The organism is Mameliella sp. LZ-28 (assembly GCF_012274245.1).
GTDB classification, from domain to species: domain Bacteria; phylum Pseudomonadota; class Alphaproteobacteria; order Rhodobacterales; family Rhodobacteraceae; genus Antarctobacter; species Antarctobacter albus.
The window spans coordinates 649233-668172 of sequence record NZ_JAANYX010000011.1; the positions used below are offsets into that span (position 1 = coordinate 649233).

17 protein-coding genes are annotated in these 18940 nt (G+C 66.0%); 5 read left to right on the plus strand and 12 right to left on the minus strand.

What is annotated here, in order from left to right:
• The first annotated feature begins 50 nt into the window (after positions 1 to 50).
• Positions 51 to 1217, plus strand: a complete 1167-nt coding sequence (locus G9Q80_RS09760) for a peptidoglycan DD-metalloendopeptidase family protein (protein WP_088714990.1) — start codon at positions 51 to 53, stop codon at positions 1215 to 1217.
• A gap of 63 nt (positions 1218 to 1280) precedes the next feature.
• Here G9Q80_RS09760 and G9Q80_RS09765 read toward each other — a convergent pair whose 3' ends face one another.
• Positions 1281 to 2099, minus strand: coding sequence for a class I SAM-dependent methyltransferase (locus tag G9Q80_RS09765; protein ID WP_088714991.1), 819 nt, complete (start codon positions 2097 to 2099; stop codon positions 1281 to 1283).
• A gap of 93 nt (positions 2100 to 2192) precedes the next feature.
• Between G9Q80_RS09765 and G9Q80_RS09770 the strand changes: the two genes are divergently transcribed.
• Positions 2193 to 2891: a winged helix-turn-helix transcriptional regulator gene (locus G9Q80_RS09770; RefSeq protein ID WP_069211503.1), complete on the plus strand. Its 699-nt coding sequence runs from the start codon at positions 2193 to 2195 to the stop codon at positions 2889 to 2891.
• A 3-nt stretch (positions 2892 to 2894) separates the two neighbouring features.
• Here the strand turns inward: G9Q80_RS09770 and G9Q80_RS09775 are convergent, their stop codons facing one another.
• The 4 genes from G9Q80_RS09775 to tatA are packed head-to-tail and all read right to left on the minus strand — an operon-like array spanning position 2895 to position 5439.
• On the minus strand, positions 2895 to 3755 hold the full coding sequence (locus tag G9Q80_RS09775) for an ATP-binding protein (RefSeq protein ID WP_088714992.1): 861 nt from the start codon (positions 3753 to 3755) through the stop codon (positions 2895 to 2897).
• Positions 3752 to 4726, minus strand: coding sequence for a twin-arginine translocase subunit TatC (gene tatC, locus G9Q80_RS09780; protein ID WP_043139717.1), 975 nt, complete (start codon positions 4724 to 4726; stop codon positions 3752 to 3754). Before tatC ends, G9Q80_RS09775 begins: the two co-directional genes overlap by 4 nt.
• Positions 4723 to 5205 carry a Sec-independent protein translocase protein TatB gene (tatB, locus tag G9Q80_RS09785; RefSeq protein WP_043139719.1) on the minus strand — a complete coding sequence of 161 codons (483 nt, stop codon included), beginning with the start codon at positions 5203 to 5205 and terminating at the stop codon, positions 4723 to 4725. Before tatB ends, tatC begins: the two co-directional genes overlap by 4 nt.
• A gap of 6 nt (positions 5206 to 5211) precedes the next feature.
• Positions 5212 to 5439 carry a twin-arginine translocase TatA/TatE family subunit gene (gene tatA / locus G9Q80_RS09790; RefSeq protein WP_043139721.1) on the minus strand — a complete coding sequence of 76 codons (228 nt, stop codon included), beginning with the start codon at positions 5437 to 5439 and terminating at the stop codon, positions 5212 to 5214.
• 258 nt (positions 5440 to 5697) lie between these two features.
• Here tatA and G9Q80_RS09795 point away from each other — a divergent pair, with 258 nt between their 5' ends.
• Positions 5698 to 6360 carry a helix-turn-helix transcriptional regulator gene (locus G9Q80_RS09795; RefSeq protein WP_043139723.1) on the plus strand — a complete coding sequence of 221 codons (663 nt, stop codon included), beginning with the start codon at positions 5698 to 5700 and terminating at the stop codon, positions 6358 to 6360.
• 104 nt (positions 6361 to 6464) lie between these two features.
• Here G9Q80_RS09795 and G9Q80_RS09800 read toward each other — a convergent pair whose 3' ends face one another.
• The 5 genes from G9Q80_RS09800 to G9Q80_RS09820 form a co-directional block, all read right to left on the minus strand.
• Positions 6465 to 6977, minus strand: coding sequence for a hypothetical protein (locus G9Q80_RS09800; RefSeq protein WP_043139725.1), 513 nt, complete (start codon positions 6975 to 6977; stop codon positions 6465 to 6467).
• A gap of 263 nt (positions 6978 to 7240) precedes the next feature.
• A complete protein-coding gene (locus G9Q80_RS09805; RefSeq protein ID WP_043139727.1) occupies positions 7241 to 8143 on the minus strand; it encodes a fructose bisphosphate aldolase in 903 nt (300 codons plus the stop codon).
• Between the two features lie 130 nt (positions 8144 to 8273).
• Complete coding sequence (locus G9Q80_RS09810) at positions 8274 to 9623, minus strand: cytochrome P450 (protein ID WP_088714993.1); 1350 nt, start codon at positions 9621 to 9623, stop codon at positions 8274 to 8276.
• Positions 9620 to 10861: a hypothetical protein gene (locus tag G9Q80_RS09815; RefSeq protein ID WP_088714994.1), complete on the minus strand. Its 1242-nt coding sequence runs from the start codon at positions 10859 to 10861 to the stop codon at positions 9620 to 9622. Before G9Q80_RS09815 ends, G9Q80_RS09810 begins: the two co-directional genes overlap by 4 nt.
• Positions 10862 to 10924: 63 nt before the next feature.
• Complete coding sequence (locus G9Q80_RS09820; RefSeq protein ID WP_069211508.1) at positions 10925 to 11680, minus strand: cytochrome c biogenesis CcdA family protein; 756 nt, start codon at positions 11678 to 11680, stop codon at positions 10925 to 10927.
• A gap of 110 nt (positions 11681 to 11790) precedes the next feature.
• On the opposite strand from G9Q80_RS09820, the gene G9Q80_RS09825 reads away from it, so the two are divergent.
• Positions 11791 to 12012 (plus strand): sulfurtransferase TusA family protein, encoded by a 222-nt coding sequence (locus G9Q80_RS09825; protein WP_043139736.1) that lies wholly within the window; start codon positions 11791 to 11793, stop codon positions 12010 to 12012.
• Between the two features lie 144 nt (positions 12013 to 12156).
• Complete coding sequence (locus G9Q80_RS09830) at positions 12157 to 13038, plus strand: Hint domain-containing protein (protein WP_088714995.1); 882 nt, start codon at positions 12157 to 12159, stop codon at positions 13036 to 13038.
• Positions 13039 to 13109: 71 nt separating this feature from the next.
• Here G9Q80_RS09830 and G9Q80_RS09835 read toward each other — a convergent pair whose 3' ends face one another.
• Positions 13110 to 16415 carry a ribonuclease E/G gene (locus G9Q80_RS09835; RefSeq protein WP_088714996.1) on the minus strand — a complete coding sequence of 1102 codons (3306 nt, stop codon included), beginning with the start codon at positions 16413 to 16415 and terminating at the stop codon, positions 13110 to 13112.
• Between the two features lie 403 nt (positions 16416 to 16818).
• A complete protein-coding gene (locus tag G9Q80_RS09840) occupies positions 16819 to 18888 on the minus strand; it encodes an ATP-binding protein (RefSeq protein WP_168246452.1) in 2070 nt (689 codons plus the stop codon).
• Positions 18889 to 18940: the final 52 nt, after the last annotated feature.

Here is an 18940-nt window from a genome sequence, read left to right on the forward strand (position 1 = left end):
CGCCAACCTGTGACGCCCCGGAGACAAGGGGTGCATGTGAGGATATCGAGATGACACTTGCCTCCCGCCCCATGACGGCTCTTGCCCTTGTTGCCCTGCTTTCCGCCTGTTCCGACGGGCTCGATTTCGACCTGCGCGGCGGGATCGGCGGTGGCGTCGACACCACCGATGCCGCGCTCAAGGCGACAACCGCCCGGCCGGAACCGGACAATCGCGGCATCATTTCCTACCCCAGCTACCAGGTCGCCGTGGCCCAGCGGGGCGATACATTGGCCGACGTGGCCGCCCGCATCGGACTGCCGGCCGATGAGCTGGGCCGGTACAACGGCATCCGTCCGAACGATCCGTTGCGCCGGGGCGAGATCATCGCCCTGCCCCGCCGCGTGGCGGAACCCTCGCCCGCGACCGGCGCCACCACCACCGGCCCGATCCGTCCGCCGTCCAGCGTGGACGTGACCACCCTGGCCTCCAACGCGATCGACGGCGCCCCGGACACCTCGCGCCGCTCAGCCGACCCGCAAACCGGCGTCGAACCCGTCCGGCACAAGGTCGCGCGTGGCGAAACCGCCTTTACCATCGCCCGGCTCTACAACGTGTCGCCGCGCGCCCTGTCGGAATGGAACGGGCTGGACCGGGATTTCGCGATCCGCGAAGGCCAGTACCTGCTGATCCCCGTCGCCAAGCCGACGGAGCCGCGCAGCAGCGCCCCCGCGACCACGCCCCCGGGATCGGGGTCTCCAACGCCGGTGCCGCCCTCGGCTGCGGCGCCGCTGCCCGCGGAGACACCGAAACCGCGCGGCACCGCCGACCCGACGCCCAAGCCCGAAGAACCCGTGGCCGACATCGGCCAGAACAAGGCCAAGGCCAAGGGCAGCATGACCATGCCGGTCTCCGGCTCGATCATCCGCGAATACAATCCCGGCTCGAACCCTGGCATCGACATCAGCGCCTCGCCCGGCACGCCGGTTTCGGCCGCCGCCGCCGGATCGGTCATCAGCGTGTCGAAAAAGACCAACGGCTCCAGCTTCATCATCGTCCGTCACCCGGACAACGTGAACACGGTCTACCTGAACGTCGCGGACATCAGCGTGAACGTGGGCGATTCCGTCAGCCGTGGACAGCAGATCGCGCGCGTCGCCCCGGGCGAGGTCGGCTTCCTGCACTTCGAAGTGCGCCAGGGTCTCGACAGCGCGGACCCGATGTCCTACCTGCGCTGATCCCGCAAGCATAGTATTGGCCCCGTCGCCTTGCGACGGGGCCGGTCCGTTTGCCCCCCGGACTCAGGCGGACTGCGGTCCTTTGGTCCAGACCGCGATATGCGCGGGCGCCGGAAACGCCACGCTGCCGTCACCGCCGACAAATCTCGCCAGGCGCTGTTCTGCCGCTGTCACCAGGGCCTCGAACCCCGCGTCATCGATGAACTCCGACAGGGTCCATCCCCTGACATCCGTGCGCACCCAGTCGCGGATCGAGGCAAAACGCGCTGTGCCGGTCAAGGTGGTGACATGCGCCCCGCCCAGCCCGCCGGCCTCGAGCACCTCCCTGACCGCCGCCATGTCGCCAAGCACAAAAGGCGCGCGCAGCGCCCCGGCGGCATCGGCACCGAACATCTCGTCGATGAGCGCGATCATGGCGGCATAGCCCGGCGAGTTGGCGACACGGTCCCAGACCGACAGGGCAATCCTGCCGCCGGGACGCAGCACCCGCCGCATTTCACCGATCGCCGCCACCCGGTCGTCAAGGAACATCAGGCCGAACTGGCACAACACCACGTCTAGACTTTCCGGCGCAAAGGGCAGGTCCTCGGCAGGGCCTTCGACCCAGGTGATGCCGGCCTCGTTCCGGCGGGCCACGGCAATCATGCCGTCATTGCGGTCAAGCCCGGTGACCTGCCCCCGGTCGCCGGCCCGGTGCGCCGCCTCTCGGGTTGTCGCTCCGGTGCCGCAGGCGACATCCAGCACGCGGTTGCCCGCCTCGATTCCCGCAGCGTCACAGAGCGGCCCGGCCCAGGCGCCAAACAGGGCCGGGACAAAGAAGGCGTCGTAGATTTCGGCGGCCGATGTCGAAACTTGTCCGGCCGCAGCAGTGGATGTGGTCATGGTCCGTCCTCCAAGGCTGTTGGCTTGTCCCCTGAAGGTGACGCACGGAGGCCCATGCGGTATAGTTCAAGATCTGTAGCAACGGGGGCCGGCGTGAAATCCTACGGCCAGTTCTGTCCGGTCGCCAAGGCGGCGGAGCTTTTTTGCGAGCGCTGGAACGCGCTGATCGTCCGCGATCTCGCCGCCGGTCCGCGCCGCTTCAGCGAGTTGAAACGCGGTGTGCCGCTGATGTCCCCCTCGCTGCTGTCGTCCCGCCTGAAATGGCTGATCGAGGAAGGCGTCATCGAACGCTACGATATGGGAGAAAAACGCCCCGGCTACCGCCTGACCGAAGCGGGGGAGGAGTTCGTACCGCTGGTCGAGGCCCTGGGCATCTGGGGCCAGCGTTGGACCCGCCGCGCGCTGAAAGAACACGAGATCGACCTGGGCCTGCTTGTCTGGGGGCTGGAAAGCGGCAGCGATCCGGGGGCCTTCGGTCCCGGGCGCTGCCTGGTCCGGCTCGACCTGACCGACCAGGTCGACTCGAAACGTTTCTGGTGGTTCCTGAACCAGAAAGGCACCTGTGAGCTTTGTGTCGACGATCCGGGCGGCGAGGTGAACCTCTACCTCGCCTGCACGCTGCCGGATGCGATTTATCTGCTGCGCGGAGACATCAGCCCCTCCCGGGCGGTCGAAACCCGGCGGCTGGAAGTTCTGGGAGACAGCTGGGCGATGCGGCGCTTGCCCGAGTGGCTCAACCTCGGCCCGCTGACCCGGATCGCCTCACGCCGTGGCGAACGCCCGGGGGCCTAGAGTTCACCCCAGCGAGACGCCCTTGCGACCCGCCAGGTCGGTAAAGAACTGCCAGGCCACCCGGCCAGACCGCGCCCCGCGCGTCGCTTGCCATTCCACCGCTTCGGCGCGCAGCTCGTCCTCGACCACGCTGACACCATAGGCGTCGCAATAGCCCCGGATCATCTCGAGGTACTCGTCCTGCGAACAGGGGTGGAAGCCCAGCCACAGGCCAAACCGATCCGACAGCGACACCTTTTCCTCGACCGCCTCCGACGGGTTGATGGCCGTGGACCGTTCGTTCTCGATCATGTCGCGCGGCATCAGGTGGCGGCGGTTCGACGTGGCATAGAACAGAACGTTTTCGGGCCGTCCCTCGATGCCACCGTCCAGCACGGCCTTGAGGCTCTTGTAGTGCTCGTCGTCATGGCTAAACGACAGGTCGTCGCAGAACAGCACAAAGCGATGATCGGTGCTCCGCAACACGTTCAGCAGACGACCGACAGAAGCCAGGTCCTCGCGCTGCAACTCGACCAGTTTCAGGTCGTGCCCCTCTGTGCGGACGGCGGCGTGGATCGCCTTGACGATGCTCGACTTGCCCATGCCCCGCGCGCCCCAAAGCAGCGCGTTGTTGGCCGGCAGGCCACGGGCGAACTGGCGGGTGTTCTCCAGCAGCGTGTCCCGGGACCGGTCGATCCCCACCAGCAACGCCAGCGGGATGCGGTTGACCTGAGGCACAGGCACCAGCCGGTCCGGCTCTACATGCCAGACAAAGGCTTCTGCCCCGTCAAACTCCGGCTCTGCCTGCGGTGCCGGCGACATCCGTTCCAGCGCCGCGGCGATGCGTTCCAGCGCCGCGGTGCTCTTGGCCTTCTTTCCGCTCATTTCTGGCGGCCCTCGCCTTCGTCGAATTCTTCTTCGTCGAACTCGTCCATCAGCGGATCATTCTCGGTGTCGGGTTCTTCCTCGAACCACAGACCCTGTTCTTTCAGGTCGGCCTCGCGCTTCTTCTCGACGCGGCGCACCAGGATGATCGAGATCTCGTAGAGACCGTAGACCACCGTGAACAGGATCACCTGCGTGACCACGTCCGGCGGCGTCACCAGCGCGGCCAGCACCAGGATGCCGACCATCGCGTATTTGCGCACGCTGCCAAGACCATCGGCCGAGACCAGCCCCGCCTTGCCCATCAGCGTCAAGAGAACCGGCAGCTGAAAGCACAGGCCGAAGGCCATGATGAAGACCAGGGAGGTTTGCAGGCTCTCGTTGACCTTGCCGAAGAAGGTGATCTTCAGCCCTTCGCTCGTCTCTGGCACCACGGCGGCGGCGATCCCGTCAGGGTCGACCGTGCCCGACATGAGGTTGGCAAAGACCGAAGGCGCATCGGTGAACCCCAGGAAAAAGGCCATTGCCAGCGGCGTCACCACGAAATGCGCAAAGCTTGCCCCCAACAGGAACATGACCGGCGAGGCCACGAGGAAGGGCAGAAAGGCGCTTTTCTCGGACCGGTAGAGGCCCGGCGCCACGAAGCGCCACATCTGGTGCGCGATGACCGGAAAGGCCATCGCGAAGCCAAAGACCAGACCGATGCGGAACAGCACGAACAGGTATTCCTGCGGGCTGGTGTATTGCAGCGTCGGCGAGGGGTCTCCCAGCGCGCGCAGCGTCGTTTCGATCGGGACCAGCAGGAACCGCAGGATGTGTTCGGCGATGAAATCGCCGCCCAGCGGGATGAAACAGATGCAGATACCGATCAGCAGCGCCACCACCGACCGGATCAGTCGCGTGCGCAGCTCTGCCAGATGCTCGATCAGCGGGGCCGAGCTGTCCTCGATCTCGTCCTGGGCATTGTTCATGCCGGTTTGTCCCCTTCGTCCGGGGCCGCCTTGGGCGCGGCCGCCTCATCGGGAGCCTTCAGAGAGGCCTCCAGTTCCTCGGCCCGGCGCGCGGCCTCTTCGGCCTCGCGCTGCTTGCGCTCGGCGGCCTTGCGCGCGGCGTTGGCCTCGATCTTCTTCCTGGCCTCGTCGCGTTCCTTCGCCAGCTTGCCGGTCTCGCTGTCTGGGTCCAGGTTGGTCATGGACTTGGCGGCGTCCTTGACGCCGTCCATCGCGCTGCTGACCGGGTTGGTGGCCGTCTTGAAGGTCTTGGCCACGTCGCGCATGCCGGATTCATCCGCCGCGTCGTTCATCGCGCGACTGAACTCGCGCGCCATGCCGCGCGCCTTGCCCATGAACCGGCCCACGTTGCGAAAGAGCACCGGCAGGTCCTTGGGACCGACGATGATCAGCGCAACGATGCCGATGACCAGCAGTTCGCCGAAGCCGAGATCGAACATGGTGGCTTACACCTTGTCCTTGTCTTTGCTTTCCTCGGCGGGGGTCACGTCCTTGGCCTCGTCCGCCTTCTGGTCTTCCAGTTCCTGCTGGCCGTCGCTCACGCCTTTCTTGAAGGCGGTGATGCCTTTGCCCACTTCGCCCATCAGCGACGAGATCTTGCCGCGGCCGAACAGCACCAGCACGACGACGGCGATCAGCAGAAGGCCGGGAAGGCCGATGTTTCCGATACCCATGATATCTCTCCTCAGGTCGGCGGAGACCGCACCGGCTCCGCGCATCAATGCCACTGCGGCTATCTATATAGACTTTGAGCCCCGAAAAAGGGCCAAAGCGCCGCGCTCGCGCACTCGTTTTGTCATGAGCTTGTCAGTTGTCAGGATTTTGTCAGTATGTACGCGGCTTCTTGCTCGGAATCGCCCACCGCGACACCGGGCAACAGGCGCGAATCCCGGCCCCGCTCGCCGGTTGGACAAAGGAAAGGACGCAGGCGGATGAACCGCAAGGACCGGCTATATGCGCTGACCCAGCGCCTGCGCGACGGCAAGCTGCACACCGCCGAGGCGATGGCCCAGGACCTGGGGGTCTCGGTGCGGACGATCTACCGCGACATGGAAGTTCTGGCCGCCTCTGGCGTGCCCGTCGAGGGCGCGCGCGGATACGGCTATACGGTGCAGGCAGCGATCACCCTGCCGCCGCTGAACCTGACCGAGGACGAGCTGGAGGCGCTGCACCTCGCGTTGGCCGCGCTGGGGGCTTCCGACCTGCCGGAACAGGCCGGTGCCGCGCGGTCCCTGGCGGCCAAGATCGAGGCGGTCCTGCCAGAGGACGCAGGCCCCGCCCCCGCCCCTTTCGGCTTTGCCACGGAATCCTTTGCCGAGGCGGCGCGCGGTTTTGTCCATATGCCGGTGATCCGCGCGGCGATCCGCGCCCGTCAGCGCCTGCGGGTGAGTACCGGCGGCAAGAGCCATGACATCCGCCCCCTGCACCTGGATTACTTCGGCCGGGTCTGGACCTGCGTCGGCTGGGACGAGACAGAGGGCGGGTTCCTAAGCCTGCGGGTCGATCGGATCGACGATCTCACCCCTTTGCCCGGACTCTTCGTGGACGAACCCGGCAAGACGCTGGCCGACTGGCGGCGCGGCACGTCCGGATGAGGCAGGCATGAAATGACCCCGGTGCGGGAGGGGAGCACCGGGGTCTTCGGGGCTGGCGCGGCCAGGAGGAACGTGGGGATGGCCGCGCTCGGACCAGCCCGAAATCAGTACTTGTAGGCCGAGCCGCCGTAGCCGCCGCCATAGCCCCCGGTGTAGCCGCCGGCGTGACCGGCATAGCCGCTGCCATAGCCCAAAGTCGGCACTTTCTTGTGGCTGCCATAGGCAGGGGCCTTGTGGCCGTAGCCCTTGGCCGGCTTGTAGCCATCATAGCCGCCGTTGTAGCCGGTCTTGACGTCCTGGTAGCCGCTCACGATGCAGGACCAGGGCGCGCTCTGGTCGCCGCCGACCCGGATCACCTCACGCGAGAAGGTGGTGATTTCGTTGGTGCTCTTGGCGTAGTTCTGCACGCATTCCATCTGGCCGACATAGGCGGTGTTCCAGTCGGCGTAGCCATAGCTTTCATGCGCCGCAGCGGTCCAGGTCTGGATGGTGACGATCTTGGCCTGTTGCTGGGAATGGCCGTATCCCATCGCGGTGATCTTGTCCCCCTGCCCTGCGGCAGCGGAGGTGGCGGTCAGGGCGAGGGCGGCGAAGGCGATCTTGGCAAAGTTTTTCACGGGTTTGTTCCTTTGACTAAAAAGCTTGGTCCTGGGTCCTTGGTCCGTCCGGGGGCGGTTGCGTCCTGCCTTGGTCCGAACGTCGAATATGAGACGCAAGATAGGCGGCAATCCTTGGCCCGCGCAGGTGTGGAAAACCCCCGTCCGGCGCCAAGCACCTGAAATCACGGCAAAGCTTTCCGGAAAACTCGCGACAGATCAGCAAAAAGCCCCGCGTCCGGTGTGGACGCGGGGCTGATTTGACTGTCGGCTACTGCCGTGGATCAGGCGGAAGCCTTGTAGATCTTGTCGATGTTCGCCGCCAGCGCCGCGTTGAACTCGGCATCCGAGAGCTGCTTGGTCAGCCCTTCCGCCAGCGCGCGGCTGAACGAGGCGATCATCTTGGGCTGGCGCGCCAGGCGCTCGCAGGCCTCGTCGGTGGAATAGCCGCCGGACAGGGCCACCACGCGGATCACGCGGGGATGGTCGGCCAGGTCGTCATAGAGACCGTCCTCGGTCGGGATCGTCAGTTTCAGCATCACGTCCTGCCCCTCGGCCAGCTGATCGAGATGCGCCTTGATCTCGGCCTTGAGCAGTGCCTCGGCCTCGGCCTTGGTGGCCGAGTTGATGTCAACCTCGGGCTCCAGGATCGGCACAAGGCCCGCGGCCAGCACGGTCATGCCCAGCTCGAACTGCTGAGCGACGATGGCCTTGATGCCCTCGGGGTTCGCCTCGTGGATGACGGACCGTTCCTTGGTGCCGAAGATGCCGAACTCGGCGGCCTCTTTCAGGGTCTCCTCGACGCCCGGGATCGGCTTCATCAGCTGGACGCCGTTCGCCTTGTCTTCCAGCCCCTTGTCGATCTTCAGGAAGGGCACGATGCCGCGCACGTCCCAGAGCGCCTGCGGCGTTGGCCGGCCCTCGACCTCGCCGCGCATTGTGCGTTCGAACAGGATGGCGCCGATGACCTTGGCATTGGTGAAATCCGGGGCCGTGATGATTCGGCTGCGCATCTCGTGGATCTCGCCGAACATGGCGTCTTCGCCGTCATACATGTCCTCGGTCACGCCGTAGAGACGCAGCGCCTTGGGCGTAGAGCCCCCGGACTGGTCCAGCGCGGCGATGAAACCGGCTCCGGTGCGCATCTGGTCGACCTGTTTGGCAAAGGTGGCGGCGTCCTGTCCCATGAAATCCTCGTGTGATGAGAAGAAAGGCGTTTGCCGCTTCGATAGCGCAGGCCGTGCGGTGGGTATAGTGGCCGCGACAAGGGTTATCGCTAACTGCGACGCACAGACGGGATTTCGCCGGTATTCCGCCTCAGCGCCGCGTCACATGCAGCCAGATCCCGTCACGCGACCGCACGGTCAGATGCGCCTCGGGCACCGGTTCGCGGCCCGCGACCGGCGTCACCCGCAGGTCGCGCAGGATCAACGAGAGCAGCAAAACGCCCTCGACCATCGCGAAACCGGCCCCGGTACAGACGCGCGGCCCGGCGGAAAAGGGCATGTAGGCCTCACGCCCGCAGCGCTTGCCGTTCTCGGTCTGCCAGCGGGCGGGATCGAAACCGTCGGGGTTGTCCCACAGCCCCTCGTGACGGTGCAGGTGCCAGGGGCTGAGCACCATCTGCGCGCCTTGCGGGATGTCGCGATCCCTGAACCGTTCCGGGCAGGTGGTTTCGCGCACCATCATCGGCACCGGCGGGTAGAGGCGCAACGCCTCGCGGAAGACGTCGCGGCTGATCCGCAGTTTCGAGATGTCGGCGAAATCGCAGGTCGTCAGCACCTGGGCCTCTTCGGCCACCTTCTCCTGCCACTCGGGATGCGTCGCCATGAGGTACAGCGCCCAGCCCAGGGCCGAGGCGCTGGTTTCATGCCCCGCAAGGAAGAAGATCGCCACCTGGTCCACCATCTCCTGAGCGCTGAAGGTCTGGCCCGTCTCAGGATCGCGCGTCGTCATGATCTTGGTGGCCAAGTCGTCGGGCGCGGTCCCGGCGGCAATCGCCACCTGCCGGTCCTCGGTCAGCCGGGTGATGAGTCCCCGAATGCGCCGGGCGGCGGCCTTGGTGTCCCGCCGGAAGAACCGAGGCATCCAGCGCGGAACCGGGATGAAGGCGGCCAGGTTCAGGATCGGCTGGGTGCGCTGGTAGGCGCGGAACTCGTGAAAGACCTCTTGCGCGATCTCGTCCTCGATGGGGATGGAAAACAAGGTGCGAAAGATCACGTCCGCCGCCGCGTGGCTGGTGATCTCCTCGATCTCCACCTCTTGCCCTGCCCGCGCGGTCAGACGCGCCAGCGCGGCCTGCGCGGCGTCCCACATGGCCGGATAGGTCTCACGCAGGCGCCCGCCCTCGAAGGCCGGGTCGATGATGCGCCTTTGCCGCAGCCAGGTTTCGCCATTGGTCAGGAAGACGGACTCGCCCAGCAGGGGCCGCAGCCCCTCGCCGATACGGTCGGATTTCGGGAAATCCATCGGGCGATCCTTGAGCACCGTCTTCACGAGGTCAGGCTGGTTCAGCAGGTAGGAGCGAAAGAAGGGCGTGCGGAACTCGGCCATCTTGGCCCGGTACAGCCGCGCGGGCTGGGCCGAGAGGATGTCCTGCCGGAAGAGCTTGATATAGCGCCAGAGCGAGACCCGGTCAGGCCGCGCCGCCGGTTTCGGTGGGGTCATGCGGCAATGCTCGTGTATTTCGACACCGCCACGTCGATCCGGCTGGCCGAGGGCGGACGGTTCGCATAGCGCGTGCCCAGGCTGACCGGCCCGGCGGTGATCTGGAAATAGTCGTAGTCCAACGGTCGGTCGAAGGCGCAGAGGTACTGGAAATGCAGGCGAAAGAACTTCCACCGCAGTTCCTTCCAACGCTCGGGCGACAGCGAGCGCGTGAACTGCGCCGAAAAAACCAGCGGCCAGCGCTTGTTCCCTGGCGCCACACCCGAAACGCTGACCGGATCGCAAAGCGCAAAGGCACAGCCATCGCCCGGCGCCGTCACGTCGACCCAGGTCAGTTCCTCGCGCGCGCTGAGGTATCGCAGGTCAGCCCGCAACCGGTGCGCGTCGCGCAGGAAAGAGACCATAGGCACCACTTGCCCAAGGCTCAGGAACGCCAGTTTAGGGCCATCGGCGGGCACCCGTCCCGCGCGGATCAGGTCGGCCAGGATCGAGACCGCCAGATGCGCGCCGGAGGAATGTCCGACCACCAGCACCTCGTCCACATCGTCGCGCAACGCCTCGGCGATGATCCCGGCGAACTCGCCCATGCGCGCCTCCAGCTCGGGCGGGTTTGCCCCCCGGAACCGGGCCGAATAGGCGTAGTCATGCATCAGGTAATAGGCGAACAGCTTGCCGTCCTTCTTCTTGAACCAGCGCAGCAGCGCCCAGGCGATGCTGCCCCAGACGAGCAGGCCCAGTGCGTTTGCCCCGATGCCCCGCCAAGGCGACAGCTGCGCGATCAGCGCGAACCCGGCCCACCCCACCAGCAGAGCCAAACCCAATTGCAGCAAGAGCATTCCGATCGGGTAAAGCGCAGCAATCACCGGCCCTTTGCGCAGCCGCATCAACCGGAACAGCGCGCCGGACGCGATATACTCCCAGGCGGTGCGGACAAGCTGTGCGTAGGTGGCGGGGATGGAGGTCGACATGCTGTCGCGCACGATGTCGGACCAGACCAGAACCTCGACATCCGCCGAGACCTGCTGCCCCGCCATCACGCTTTCGACATGCCAGCCGTAGAGCCCGCCGGTGCGCTTGGGCTTCAGCCCGATCTCGTAGCCGGAGATCGCCGCCTGTGTGGCGCCCTCCTTGCGGTAAAGCTCGCGGTAGCGGCGCGGATGAATCGGATCGTAGCCGGGAATATAGAAGACCCGGCGCCTGCTGACGTCCTGCGATGTTTCGGCCTGACCAATGCCCATCGTCCGCACCTCATTGTTGCGACAATGGTAACGGGGCTTTTCGGCGAGAGTAAGGCAGCAGCCTCAGCCCAGGGTCGCCAGCGCCGGGAAGGTTTCCAGCAGCCAGAAGGACAGCGACGAGAAGCCGCCCGTCAGCATCAAGAGCCCGATGGTCCACAGAAGCAGGCCCATCGCCCGCTCGATCTGTTCCATGTGCCGTTTCATCCAGCCCATGAGGCCGCCAAGCCGGGGCAGGAAGGCCGCGACCAGCAGAAAGGGAATGCCCAGTCCCGCCGCGTAGACCCCCAGCAAGACCGTGCCGCGCGTAACCGAGGCCTCGGAGGCGGCAAGGCTCAGGATCGCGCCCAGTTGCGGACCGATGCAGGGGGTCCAGCCAAAAGCGAAGGCCAGGCCCAGGATATAGGCGCCAAAGGCCGAACCGCCCCGGTCGCCCGCGTCCAGCCGCGCCTCGCGGTCGAGAAAGCCGATCCGGTAGACACCCACGAAATGCGCACCAAAGACCATGACGGTGATGCCCGCGGCGGTGTTGAACCAGTCCTGGTACTGCAAAAAGGCCGCGCCCACCGCCGAGGCGGCAAATCCCATCAGCAGAAAGACCGTCGACAGGCCCAGCACGAAGAACAGCGCCGGCATCAGCGCCTTGTTCCGTGTCGCCCCCGCGCGGTCGCCCAGATCCGTCAGGGACACCCCGCTCATATAGGCAAGGTAAGGCGGCACCACGGGCAGCACGCAGGGGCTGAGAAAGGAAATGACCCCGGCCAGAAGCGCCACGAACATGGCGGGCAAAAGCGATGCGTCGATGATCTCGATTCCGAACATGGGTCCGACATAGGCTATTGGCGCGGCGGCGTCACCTGACCTCTCTGTCACATCTCCGGCATGGCGCGAGAGCGCTTTTCTTTGCCGGGACAAGCGGCTAGATCAGGCGCATGACGCATGAACTCGACGCCCTCGGCCTGCTTTGCCCCCTGCCCGTCCTGAAGGCCCGCAAGCGCCTGCAGGGCATCGCCCCGGGCGAGCTTCTGCTGCTGATGACGGACGACCCGGCAGCGGTGGTGGACGTGCCGCATTTCTGCGTCGAGGCCGGGCATGTGCTGGAAGGCCACGAGGAAGCGGACGGCGCAATCACCTGGCGCATCCGCAAGGGATGACGGCTGACATGTCCCGGCGCCGGGCCGATTTGCCCAGCCTCGGTCGTAAGGCTTGGTGACTGGGACCAAAGCTGTATAGTGGCGTCACAATTTGGCTGTCCGCCTGCGGCGGCGCCCCTTCAGTTTGTGAAAAAGGATACGATCATGGGCAGCTTCACGGCCACCTACTCCGTCACCTATGAGAACGGCGCGCTGGCAGGCGCCGCGGTCCAGGGGCCGTTCAACGAGGTTTTGACGGATGGTGAAGCCGACACCAGTTTCGAGATCGGCGACAGTGTCAATGCGTTCTCAAGTGGCTATACCTACGTCGGTACGGCGGTCGTGAACGGCAAGGTCTGGCCGGTGTTCAACTGGGACTCCGATCCGACCTACGACGTCGTCTTCATGGACGAGGTCCCTGCTGGCCCACCGGCCACCTACACTGACAATGGCGCGACCTTCACCGGCGCCTGCTTTGCCCCCGGTACGCTGATCGCAACACCGGGAGGAGAGGTTGCAGTCGAGCGGTTGCGGTCCGGCGATCTTGTCGCCACGGATGAGGGCGGCGCAACACAGGTGATCTGGATCGGCGTCGTGACACGGTTGAACGCGGTGGCGGGCAACGCCCTGCAGGCCGTTTGCGTTCGTGCCGGGGCATTGGGCAATGGCTTGCCCCACAGCGATCTGATTGTTACGGCAGATCACGGCCTGATCGTGGACGGACTTGTCGTGAACGCGGCTGCCCTTGTGAACGGCGACAGCATCGCCTTTGTTCCCATGTCTCAGCTCCCCGAACGCGTGACCTATTTCCATATCGAAACCGCCGCCCATGACGTGATCCTGGCCAACGGGGCCCCGGCCGAAACATTCGTGGACGCGGTCGCCCGCAGCCAGTTCGACAATTTCCAGGAATATCTGGACCTCTACGGGGCGGAGCGGATCATTCCCGAAATGAACCGGCCCCGCGTCTCTTCGCGCCGCCTGCTGCCCGCCGAGATTCGCGATCGGCTGGATCGCACGATTGAGGCGACTCGCCTGACCGCGTAAGCCACGGCCTCCGGGAAAACGAAAAAGGCCCCGCCGGTTCGGCGGGGCCTTTTTCTTGTTTCATTATCGGATCAGCGGCCCAGGGACCACCAACCGCGCCGCTTGGGCTTGTCCTCAGCCTCGGCGGTTTCCGTCACCGGTTCCGGTGCCTCTTCGGCCACAGGTTCCGCAGGCGCTGCGGCGGCCTCTGGCTGAGCCTCTTCCGATGCGTCTTCGGTCGTTTCCTCGGGTGCCGAGGCCGGTTCCACGGCGGTTTCCGCGACCGGGGTGCCAACCACGGCAGCAATCACGTCAGAGGCCTTGCGACGCGTGCGCGCGCGCTTGGGCTTGTCCTCGGTCGTTTCCGCTGCGGGCTCGGCCGAGGCTTCGCTCACCTCGGGTTCGGGCGCTTCCGCTGTCTCTGCGACAGGCGCCGCCTCGGCGACTGGCTCCGCCACTTCGGCGGCGGGCGCCTCGGTGGCTTTCGGTGTCGGCTCCGGTGTCGCTTCGGGCTTGGCCTCGGCGGTCTCGGCTACTGCCACCTCCACCTCGTCCGTCTCGGTCTGGGCATCGGCGGGTTTGCTGCGCGTGCGGCGCGACCGGGTGCGAGTCCGCTTGGGCTTGGCCGTATCCTCACCCTCGTCTGCCTTGGGCGCATCCGCCTCAGCCGCCTCGGAGGTCTTGGCTTCATCCGCAGCCTCGGCAGCCTCGACCGGCTTCTCGGCCTCCTTGGCCGAGTCGTCCTTGTCGGTGCTGCCCTCTGCGCCGGACTCCGATCCCTCACCGTTGTCCTTGGACTTCGACTTGCGGCGGCGGCGGCGACGGCGCTTCTTGGGCTTGCCCTCGTCACCATTGTCGTCAGAGGGGGTCTCCGGCTTTTCGGCCTGGGGCGCCTCTTCCTCTTCTTCCTGCTCGGCCTCGGTGTCCTCGTCGACCTGATCCATCAACGACGTGTCGACAGACACAACGGGTGCGGTGGCCTCGGGCACGACGCGGGTCGCGGTCTTGAACTTCTCCATCGAGAAGTCGGGCGCCACCAGATGCGGGTCACCCTCGATGCGCACGGACATGCCGTAGCGCGCCTCGATCATGGCGACATGTTCGCGCTTCTGGTTCATCAGGTAGTTGGCGATGCCGATGGGGCATTTCACCAGCACCTCGCGCGAACGGCGGCGCACGCCTTCTTCCTCGATCTGGCGCAGGATCTGCAGCGCCATGTTGTCGTCCGAGCGGATCAGGCCGGTGCCGTGGCAGGCGGCGCAGGGCTGCGTCGTCGCCTCGATCATGCCGGGGCGCAGGCGTTGGCGCGACATTTCCAACAGGCCAAAGCCCGAGATGCGGCCCACCTGGATGCGGGCGCGGTCGGTCTTGAGCTTGTCCTTCAATTTCTTCTCGACGGCGGCGTTGTTCTTGCGCTCGTCCATGTCGATGAAGTCGATGACGATCAGACCCGCGAGATCGCGCAGACGCAACTGGCGCGCCACCTCCTCGGCAGCCTCCAGGTTGGTCTTGGTCGCGGTCTCCTCGATCGAGCCTTCCTTGGTGGCGCGGCCCGAGTTCACGTCGATAGCCACCAGCGCCTCGGTTACGCCGATCACGATGTAACCACCGGATTTCAGCTGCACGGTCGGGTTGAACATCCCGCCCAGGTAGCTTTCCACCTGGTAGCGCGCGAAAAGCGGCATCTGTTCGTTGTAGTGTTTCACGTTCTTGGCGTGGGACGGCATGATCATCTTCATGAAGTCCTTCGCGACCCGGTATCCCCGTTCGCCTTCCACAAGGACTTCATCGATTTCGCGCGAATAGAGATCGCGGATCGACCGTTTGATCAGGTCGCCTTCCTCGTAGATCTTGGCCGGCGCGATGCTCTTCAGCGTCAGTTCGCGGATCTGCTCCCACAAACGCTGCAGGTACTCGTAGTCGCGCTTGATCTCGGTCTTGGTGCGCTTGGCGCCTGCCGTCCGGATGATCAGGCCCGCACCCTTGGGCACGTCGATCGACTGCGCGATTTCCTTGAGCTTGGAACGGTCGGTCGCATTGGTGATCTTGCGGCTGATGCCACCGCCACGTGCCGTGTTGGGCATGAGCACGCAATAGCGGCCCGCCAGGGACAGGTAGGTGGTCAGCGCAGCGCCCTTGTTGCCACGCTCTTCCTTGACGACCTGCACCAGCATGATCTGGCGGACCTTGATGACCTCCTGGATCTTGTAGCGGCGCGGGCGCGGCTTGCGGACCGGGCGGATGTCCTCTTCGGTGTCGTCGTCGGCCACGGACTCGATCGAGGCATCGCGCGCCGCGGCATCGTCCTTGTCGTCTTCGTCTTCTTCGTCGTCATCGTCCGACGCCTCGGGCGCGAGGTCGTCCTCGGCACTGTCCTCCGCCACGGGGGCAGGATCGGCCTCTGCGACAACCTCGGCCACCGGCTCTGACGCGTCGGGCGCCTCGACCGGGGTCTCTTCCGCAGTTTCTTCAGGCGTTACGGTATCATCGCCGGTGTCCGGCTCTTGCGAGACGACGGCGGCCTCGTCCTTGGTGCCTTCTGCGATGGGGCGCGGCGGCGTTTCGCTCTCGGGTGCGTCCTCGGGCTCTGCCGCTTCGGCGGTGTCCTCGTCGTCCGGGGTCGGCGCCGGTTCGGCGGCGGCCTCGGTGTCCAGAGGCGTCAAGGCCTCGGTCGCCGGGGCGGGGTCCGCCGCGGTTTCGGAACCGGGCACCTCGGGCGCCTCGGCAGGAGCGGGCACTTCGGCCGGGGCCGGGTCGGCCTGGGGCTCAGGCTGCACAGGCGTTTCGACGGGCGCGGGTTCCGGCGCCGGATCGGTTTCGACCGGGGTTTCCTGAGGGGCGGGATCAGCGGCCTCCGGCTCTTCAACCGGGGTCTCGTGCACGGTTTCCATCGGCGACAGGCCCTCGCCCGGCTCGCCGGTTTCCAGGTCGTCGTCGAGGTCGATGGTTTCCATGCCGCTGGGTTCGCGCGGCTTGGTTTCCTTGGCGGTCTCGGCCTGCTTGTCGGCCTTCTCCGCCTTGTCCGTCTTGTCGGATGCCTTCGTGGACCGCTTGCGCGAGCGCGAGCGGGACTTCTTGGGCTTTTCCTCTTCCTCGGCAGCGGCGCGCGCGGCCTCTTCCTCTTCCTCCATCAGCGCCTGACGGTCGGCGATGGGGATCTGGTAGTAGTCGGGGTGGATTTCCGAGAAGGCCAGGAAGCCGTGACGGTTGCCGCCGTAATCGACGAACGCCGCCTGCAGCGAGGGTTCGACCCGTGTGACCTTGGCTAGATAGATGTTGCCGGCGAGCTGCCGCTTGTTCTCGGACTCGAAGTCGAATTCCTCGACCTTGTTTCCGTCCACCACCACGACGCGGGTCTCTTCCGCGTGGGTGGCGTCGATGAGCATTTTCTTTGCCATGTTATCCGTTTGCACACCCAACGCACCGCCGGCCCCGGGGGGCGCGCGGCGGTTGAAGCGTGTCTTGTCTGGGCGAGATGGTGCGCGATGGCATGGCGGGAAACCGATGTCCCTGCCTCATGCCTCATGTCAGTCGCGCGCTTCATCGCGGTTCTTCTCCGACGCGCGTCTGCGGCATTGGGCCGGGACGGCGCCCATTCATTGCGCCCGTCGCTTGTGGCGGTCCGGGCAGGGACTATGGCCTTGCGGCCCGATCGGTCTGGCCGGGTCCGGTATGTCAGGGTCCACGGTCAGCGAAATCTTCGGCGCGGCATGATCTGCGCGCAACCTGACCGCTAACATAAGGCCAGCAGGATGGGAATGACAATAGCGATTGCGACGCGCGTGGCCCCTCGTCCCGCTCTCAGCGCGTTTCAAGGGCCTCGCGCAGGGTCCGGGCCAGCACAAGCGGCGTGCAGGGTTTCTGCAGGTGGCGGAACCGGGGACCGGCCGCGCCCACGTCCGGATGCAGGGCAAACCCCGACATCAGGATCACGGGGCGCGCCGGGTCACGCGCGGCGACGCGTTCCGCGAGGTCCAGCCCGGACAGGCCCCCGGGCATGAAGACATCGGTCAACAGCAGGTCATAGGCCTGCCCGGCTTCGATCAGCGCCCAGGCCGCCTGCGCCGTGGGCGCCGTGACGACCTCGTACCCCAACCGCTGCAGCAGTCCCCGGGTGAGATCAAGCAGATCCGGCTCATCCTCGACCAGCAACACCGTCTCTCCCGCCCCGGCAGGTATGTCGGCCCAGCTGTCCGCCACTGTCAGACCCGGGGTTCCGGCGACACGCGGCAGCGTCAGCCGCACGGTCGTCCCCTGCCCCGGGACCGAGTAGATCCGCATGTCCCCGCCGGACTGCTGGACAAAACCATAGACCATCGCCAGCCCCAGCCCGGTGCCGCCGTGGCCGCGGCGGGTGGTAAAGAACGGGTCAGCCGCGCGGCGGCGCACCTCGTCCGACATGCCTTCGCCATCGTCGCCGACCGACAGTTCGACAAGATCATCGCCAACCGCCCGCGCGCCAAGCGTGATGGTCCCGGCCCTGACCGCCCCCCGGATCGCGTCCCGCGCGTTCAGGACAAGGTTCAGCAAGGCATTCTGCAATTGCCCCGGATCGCATCGTACCTGCAGCTGCGGTTCTTCGGGCAAAAGTTTCAGCGCGACCTCACCGCTGAGGGCCGCACGCGACAGGATCTCAATATCTTCCAGTACACCGTCGACGGCACAGACCTCGACCCGGCCGGGTTGTTGCCGGGCAAAGGCCAACAACCGGTCCGTCAGGCCGCGACCGGACCAGACCGCCTCTCGTGCGCGACGCAGCAGCGATGCGGCGCGTTCGGATTGTTCTTCTTGCAAAGCAAGTTCCATCGAAAACAGAAGAGTGGCCAAAAGGTTGTTGAAATCATGCGCAATTCCGCCTGACAGCTGCCCCAGCGCATCCAACCGGCTGTCACGTTCGATCACCTGCCGGTTGCGTTCTTCCAGGGTCACGTCCTGCATGTAGAGCAGCGCGCTCAACCGGGTGCCCGGCAGGTTGATCCGGGCACTGCCAAGCCGCATGTAACGATCCGGTTCCTGCCCGATCGCGATACGAAGCTGCCGGACTTCTTCACCGTTGGACCCGGCGGACATCGCCCATGTGACGGGATCCAGGGGCGGTTCATCCCCCTCCGGGCCGGACGGCAGGCTGACATGTTCCGGCCAGTCAAATGGCACCGCGCGATCGCCGACATGCAGGAACCGGCGCGCCGTGGGGTTGATCAGAACGATCTGCCCGGCCTCGTCGAATCCCACCAGTCCGCCCGTCAACGCGGCAAAGATGGCATCCAGCTGGGCCTGCCGTTCCATCGCGGCCCGGAAATCGCGACGGGCGGCCAGCAGGAACCAGACCGAAAGCACCAGCGGAAACAGCACTCCGACAAGGGTCATCGCGGCGTAGTCACGCTGCAGCGCGGTCAAACGGTCGTCCAGGGTTTGCCGCGCAAGGTCCAGCGTGGCGCGCAGGCCTTCGACCGCCGGTTCATCGTCATAGCGCACCAGGACATCGATCTGGCCAGCGCTCAGGCCCCGGTCATGCGCCGCGCGCACCCGGTCCACCCGGGCGCCGTAATCCGCCGCCGACGCCCGGACAGCGGCCAGGTCCAGGACCAGCCCGTTCGCCTCGGCCACCTCGTCCATGCGATCCAATACCGCCAGCGCGCGGCGAGCCTCGACCTCGGCCTTGTCGCAATATGCAGGCTCGGTGGCACCGCGCAGAACGCAATTCTTGAAGTCATGGATCATGCCATCGAAGCCGATGGCGCCCAACAGCTCCTGCGACAGGTCGGACAGGCGAAGCTCGGCCTCGCGCAGCCGGGTCGAATCCACGTGGCTCCGGTAGAAACCGGCTGTCAGCACTCCGACCGCCAGCAGCGCCGCTCCGGCCCCGAGCATCAGAAGGGCACTGGATCTGGGTCGGTAGGGCATCCGCTCCGATCAGCCGGGG

Coding starts and splice junctions, on each gene's coding strand:
- G9Q80_RS09830 (WP_088714995.1), top strand. CDS start 12,157: ATGGGCAGCTTCACGGCCACCTACTCCGTCACCTATGAGAACGGCGCG.
- G9Q80_RS09825 (WP_043139736.1), top strand. CDS start 11,791: ATGACGCATGAACTCGACGCCCTCGGCCTGCTTTGCCCCCTGCCCGTC.
- G9Q80_RS09815 (WP_088714994.1), bottom strand. CDS start 10,861: ATGGGCATTGGTCAGGCCGAAACATCGCAGGACGTCAGCAGGCGCCGG.
- tatA (WP_043139721.1), bottom strand. CDS start 5,439: ATGGGTATCGGAAACATCGGCCTTCCCGGCCTTCTGCTGATCGCCGTC.
- G9Q80_RS09820 (WP_069211508.1), bottom strand. CDS start 11,680: ATGTTCGGAATCGAGATCATCGACGCATCGCTTTTGCCCGCCATGTTC.
- G9Q80_RS09765 (WP_088714991.1), bottom strand. CDS start 2,099: ATGACCACATCCACTGCTGCGGCCGGACAAGTTTCGACATCGGCCGCC.
- G9Q80_RS09805 (WP_043139727.1), bottom strand. CDS start 8,143: ATGGGACAGGACGCCGCCACCTTTGCCAAACAGGTCGACCAGATGCGC.
- G9Q80_RS09760 (WP_088714990.1), top strand. CDS start 51: ATGACACTTGCCTCCCGCCCCATGACGGCTCTTGCCCTTGTTGCCCTG.
- G9Q80_RS09775 (WP_088714992.1), bottom strand. CDS start 3,755: ATGAGCGGAAAGAAGGCCAAGAGCACCGCGGCGCTGGAACGCATCGCC.
- G9Q80_RS09810 (WP_088714993.1), bottom strand. CDS start 9,623: ATGACCCCACCGAAACCGGCGGCGCGGCCTGACCGGGTCTCGCTCTGG.
- tatC (WP_043139717.1), bottom strand. CDS start 4,726: ATGAACAATGCCCAGGACGAGATCGAGGACAGCTCGGCCCCGCTGATC.
- G9Q80_RS09840 (WP_168246452.1), bottom strand. CDS start 18,888: ATGCTCGGGGCCGGAGCGGCGCTGCTGGCGGTCGGAGTGCTGACAGCC.
- G9Q80_RS09835 (WP_088714996.1), bottom strand. CDS start 16,415: ATGGCAAAGAAAATGCTCATCGACGCCACCCACGCGGAAGAGACCCGC.
- G9Q80_RS09795 (WP_043139723.1), top strand. CDS start 5,698: ATGAACCGCAAGGACCGGCTATATGCGCTGACCCAGCGCCTGCGCGAC.
- tatB (WP_043139719.1), bottom strand. CDS start 5,205: ATGTTCGATCTCGGCTTCGGCGAACTGCTGGTCATCGGCATCGTTGCG.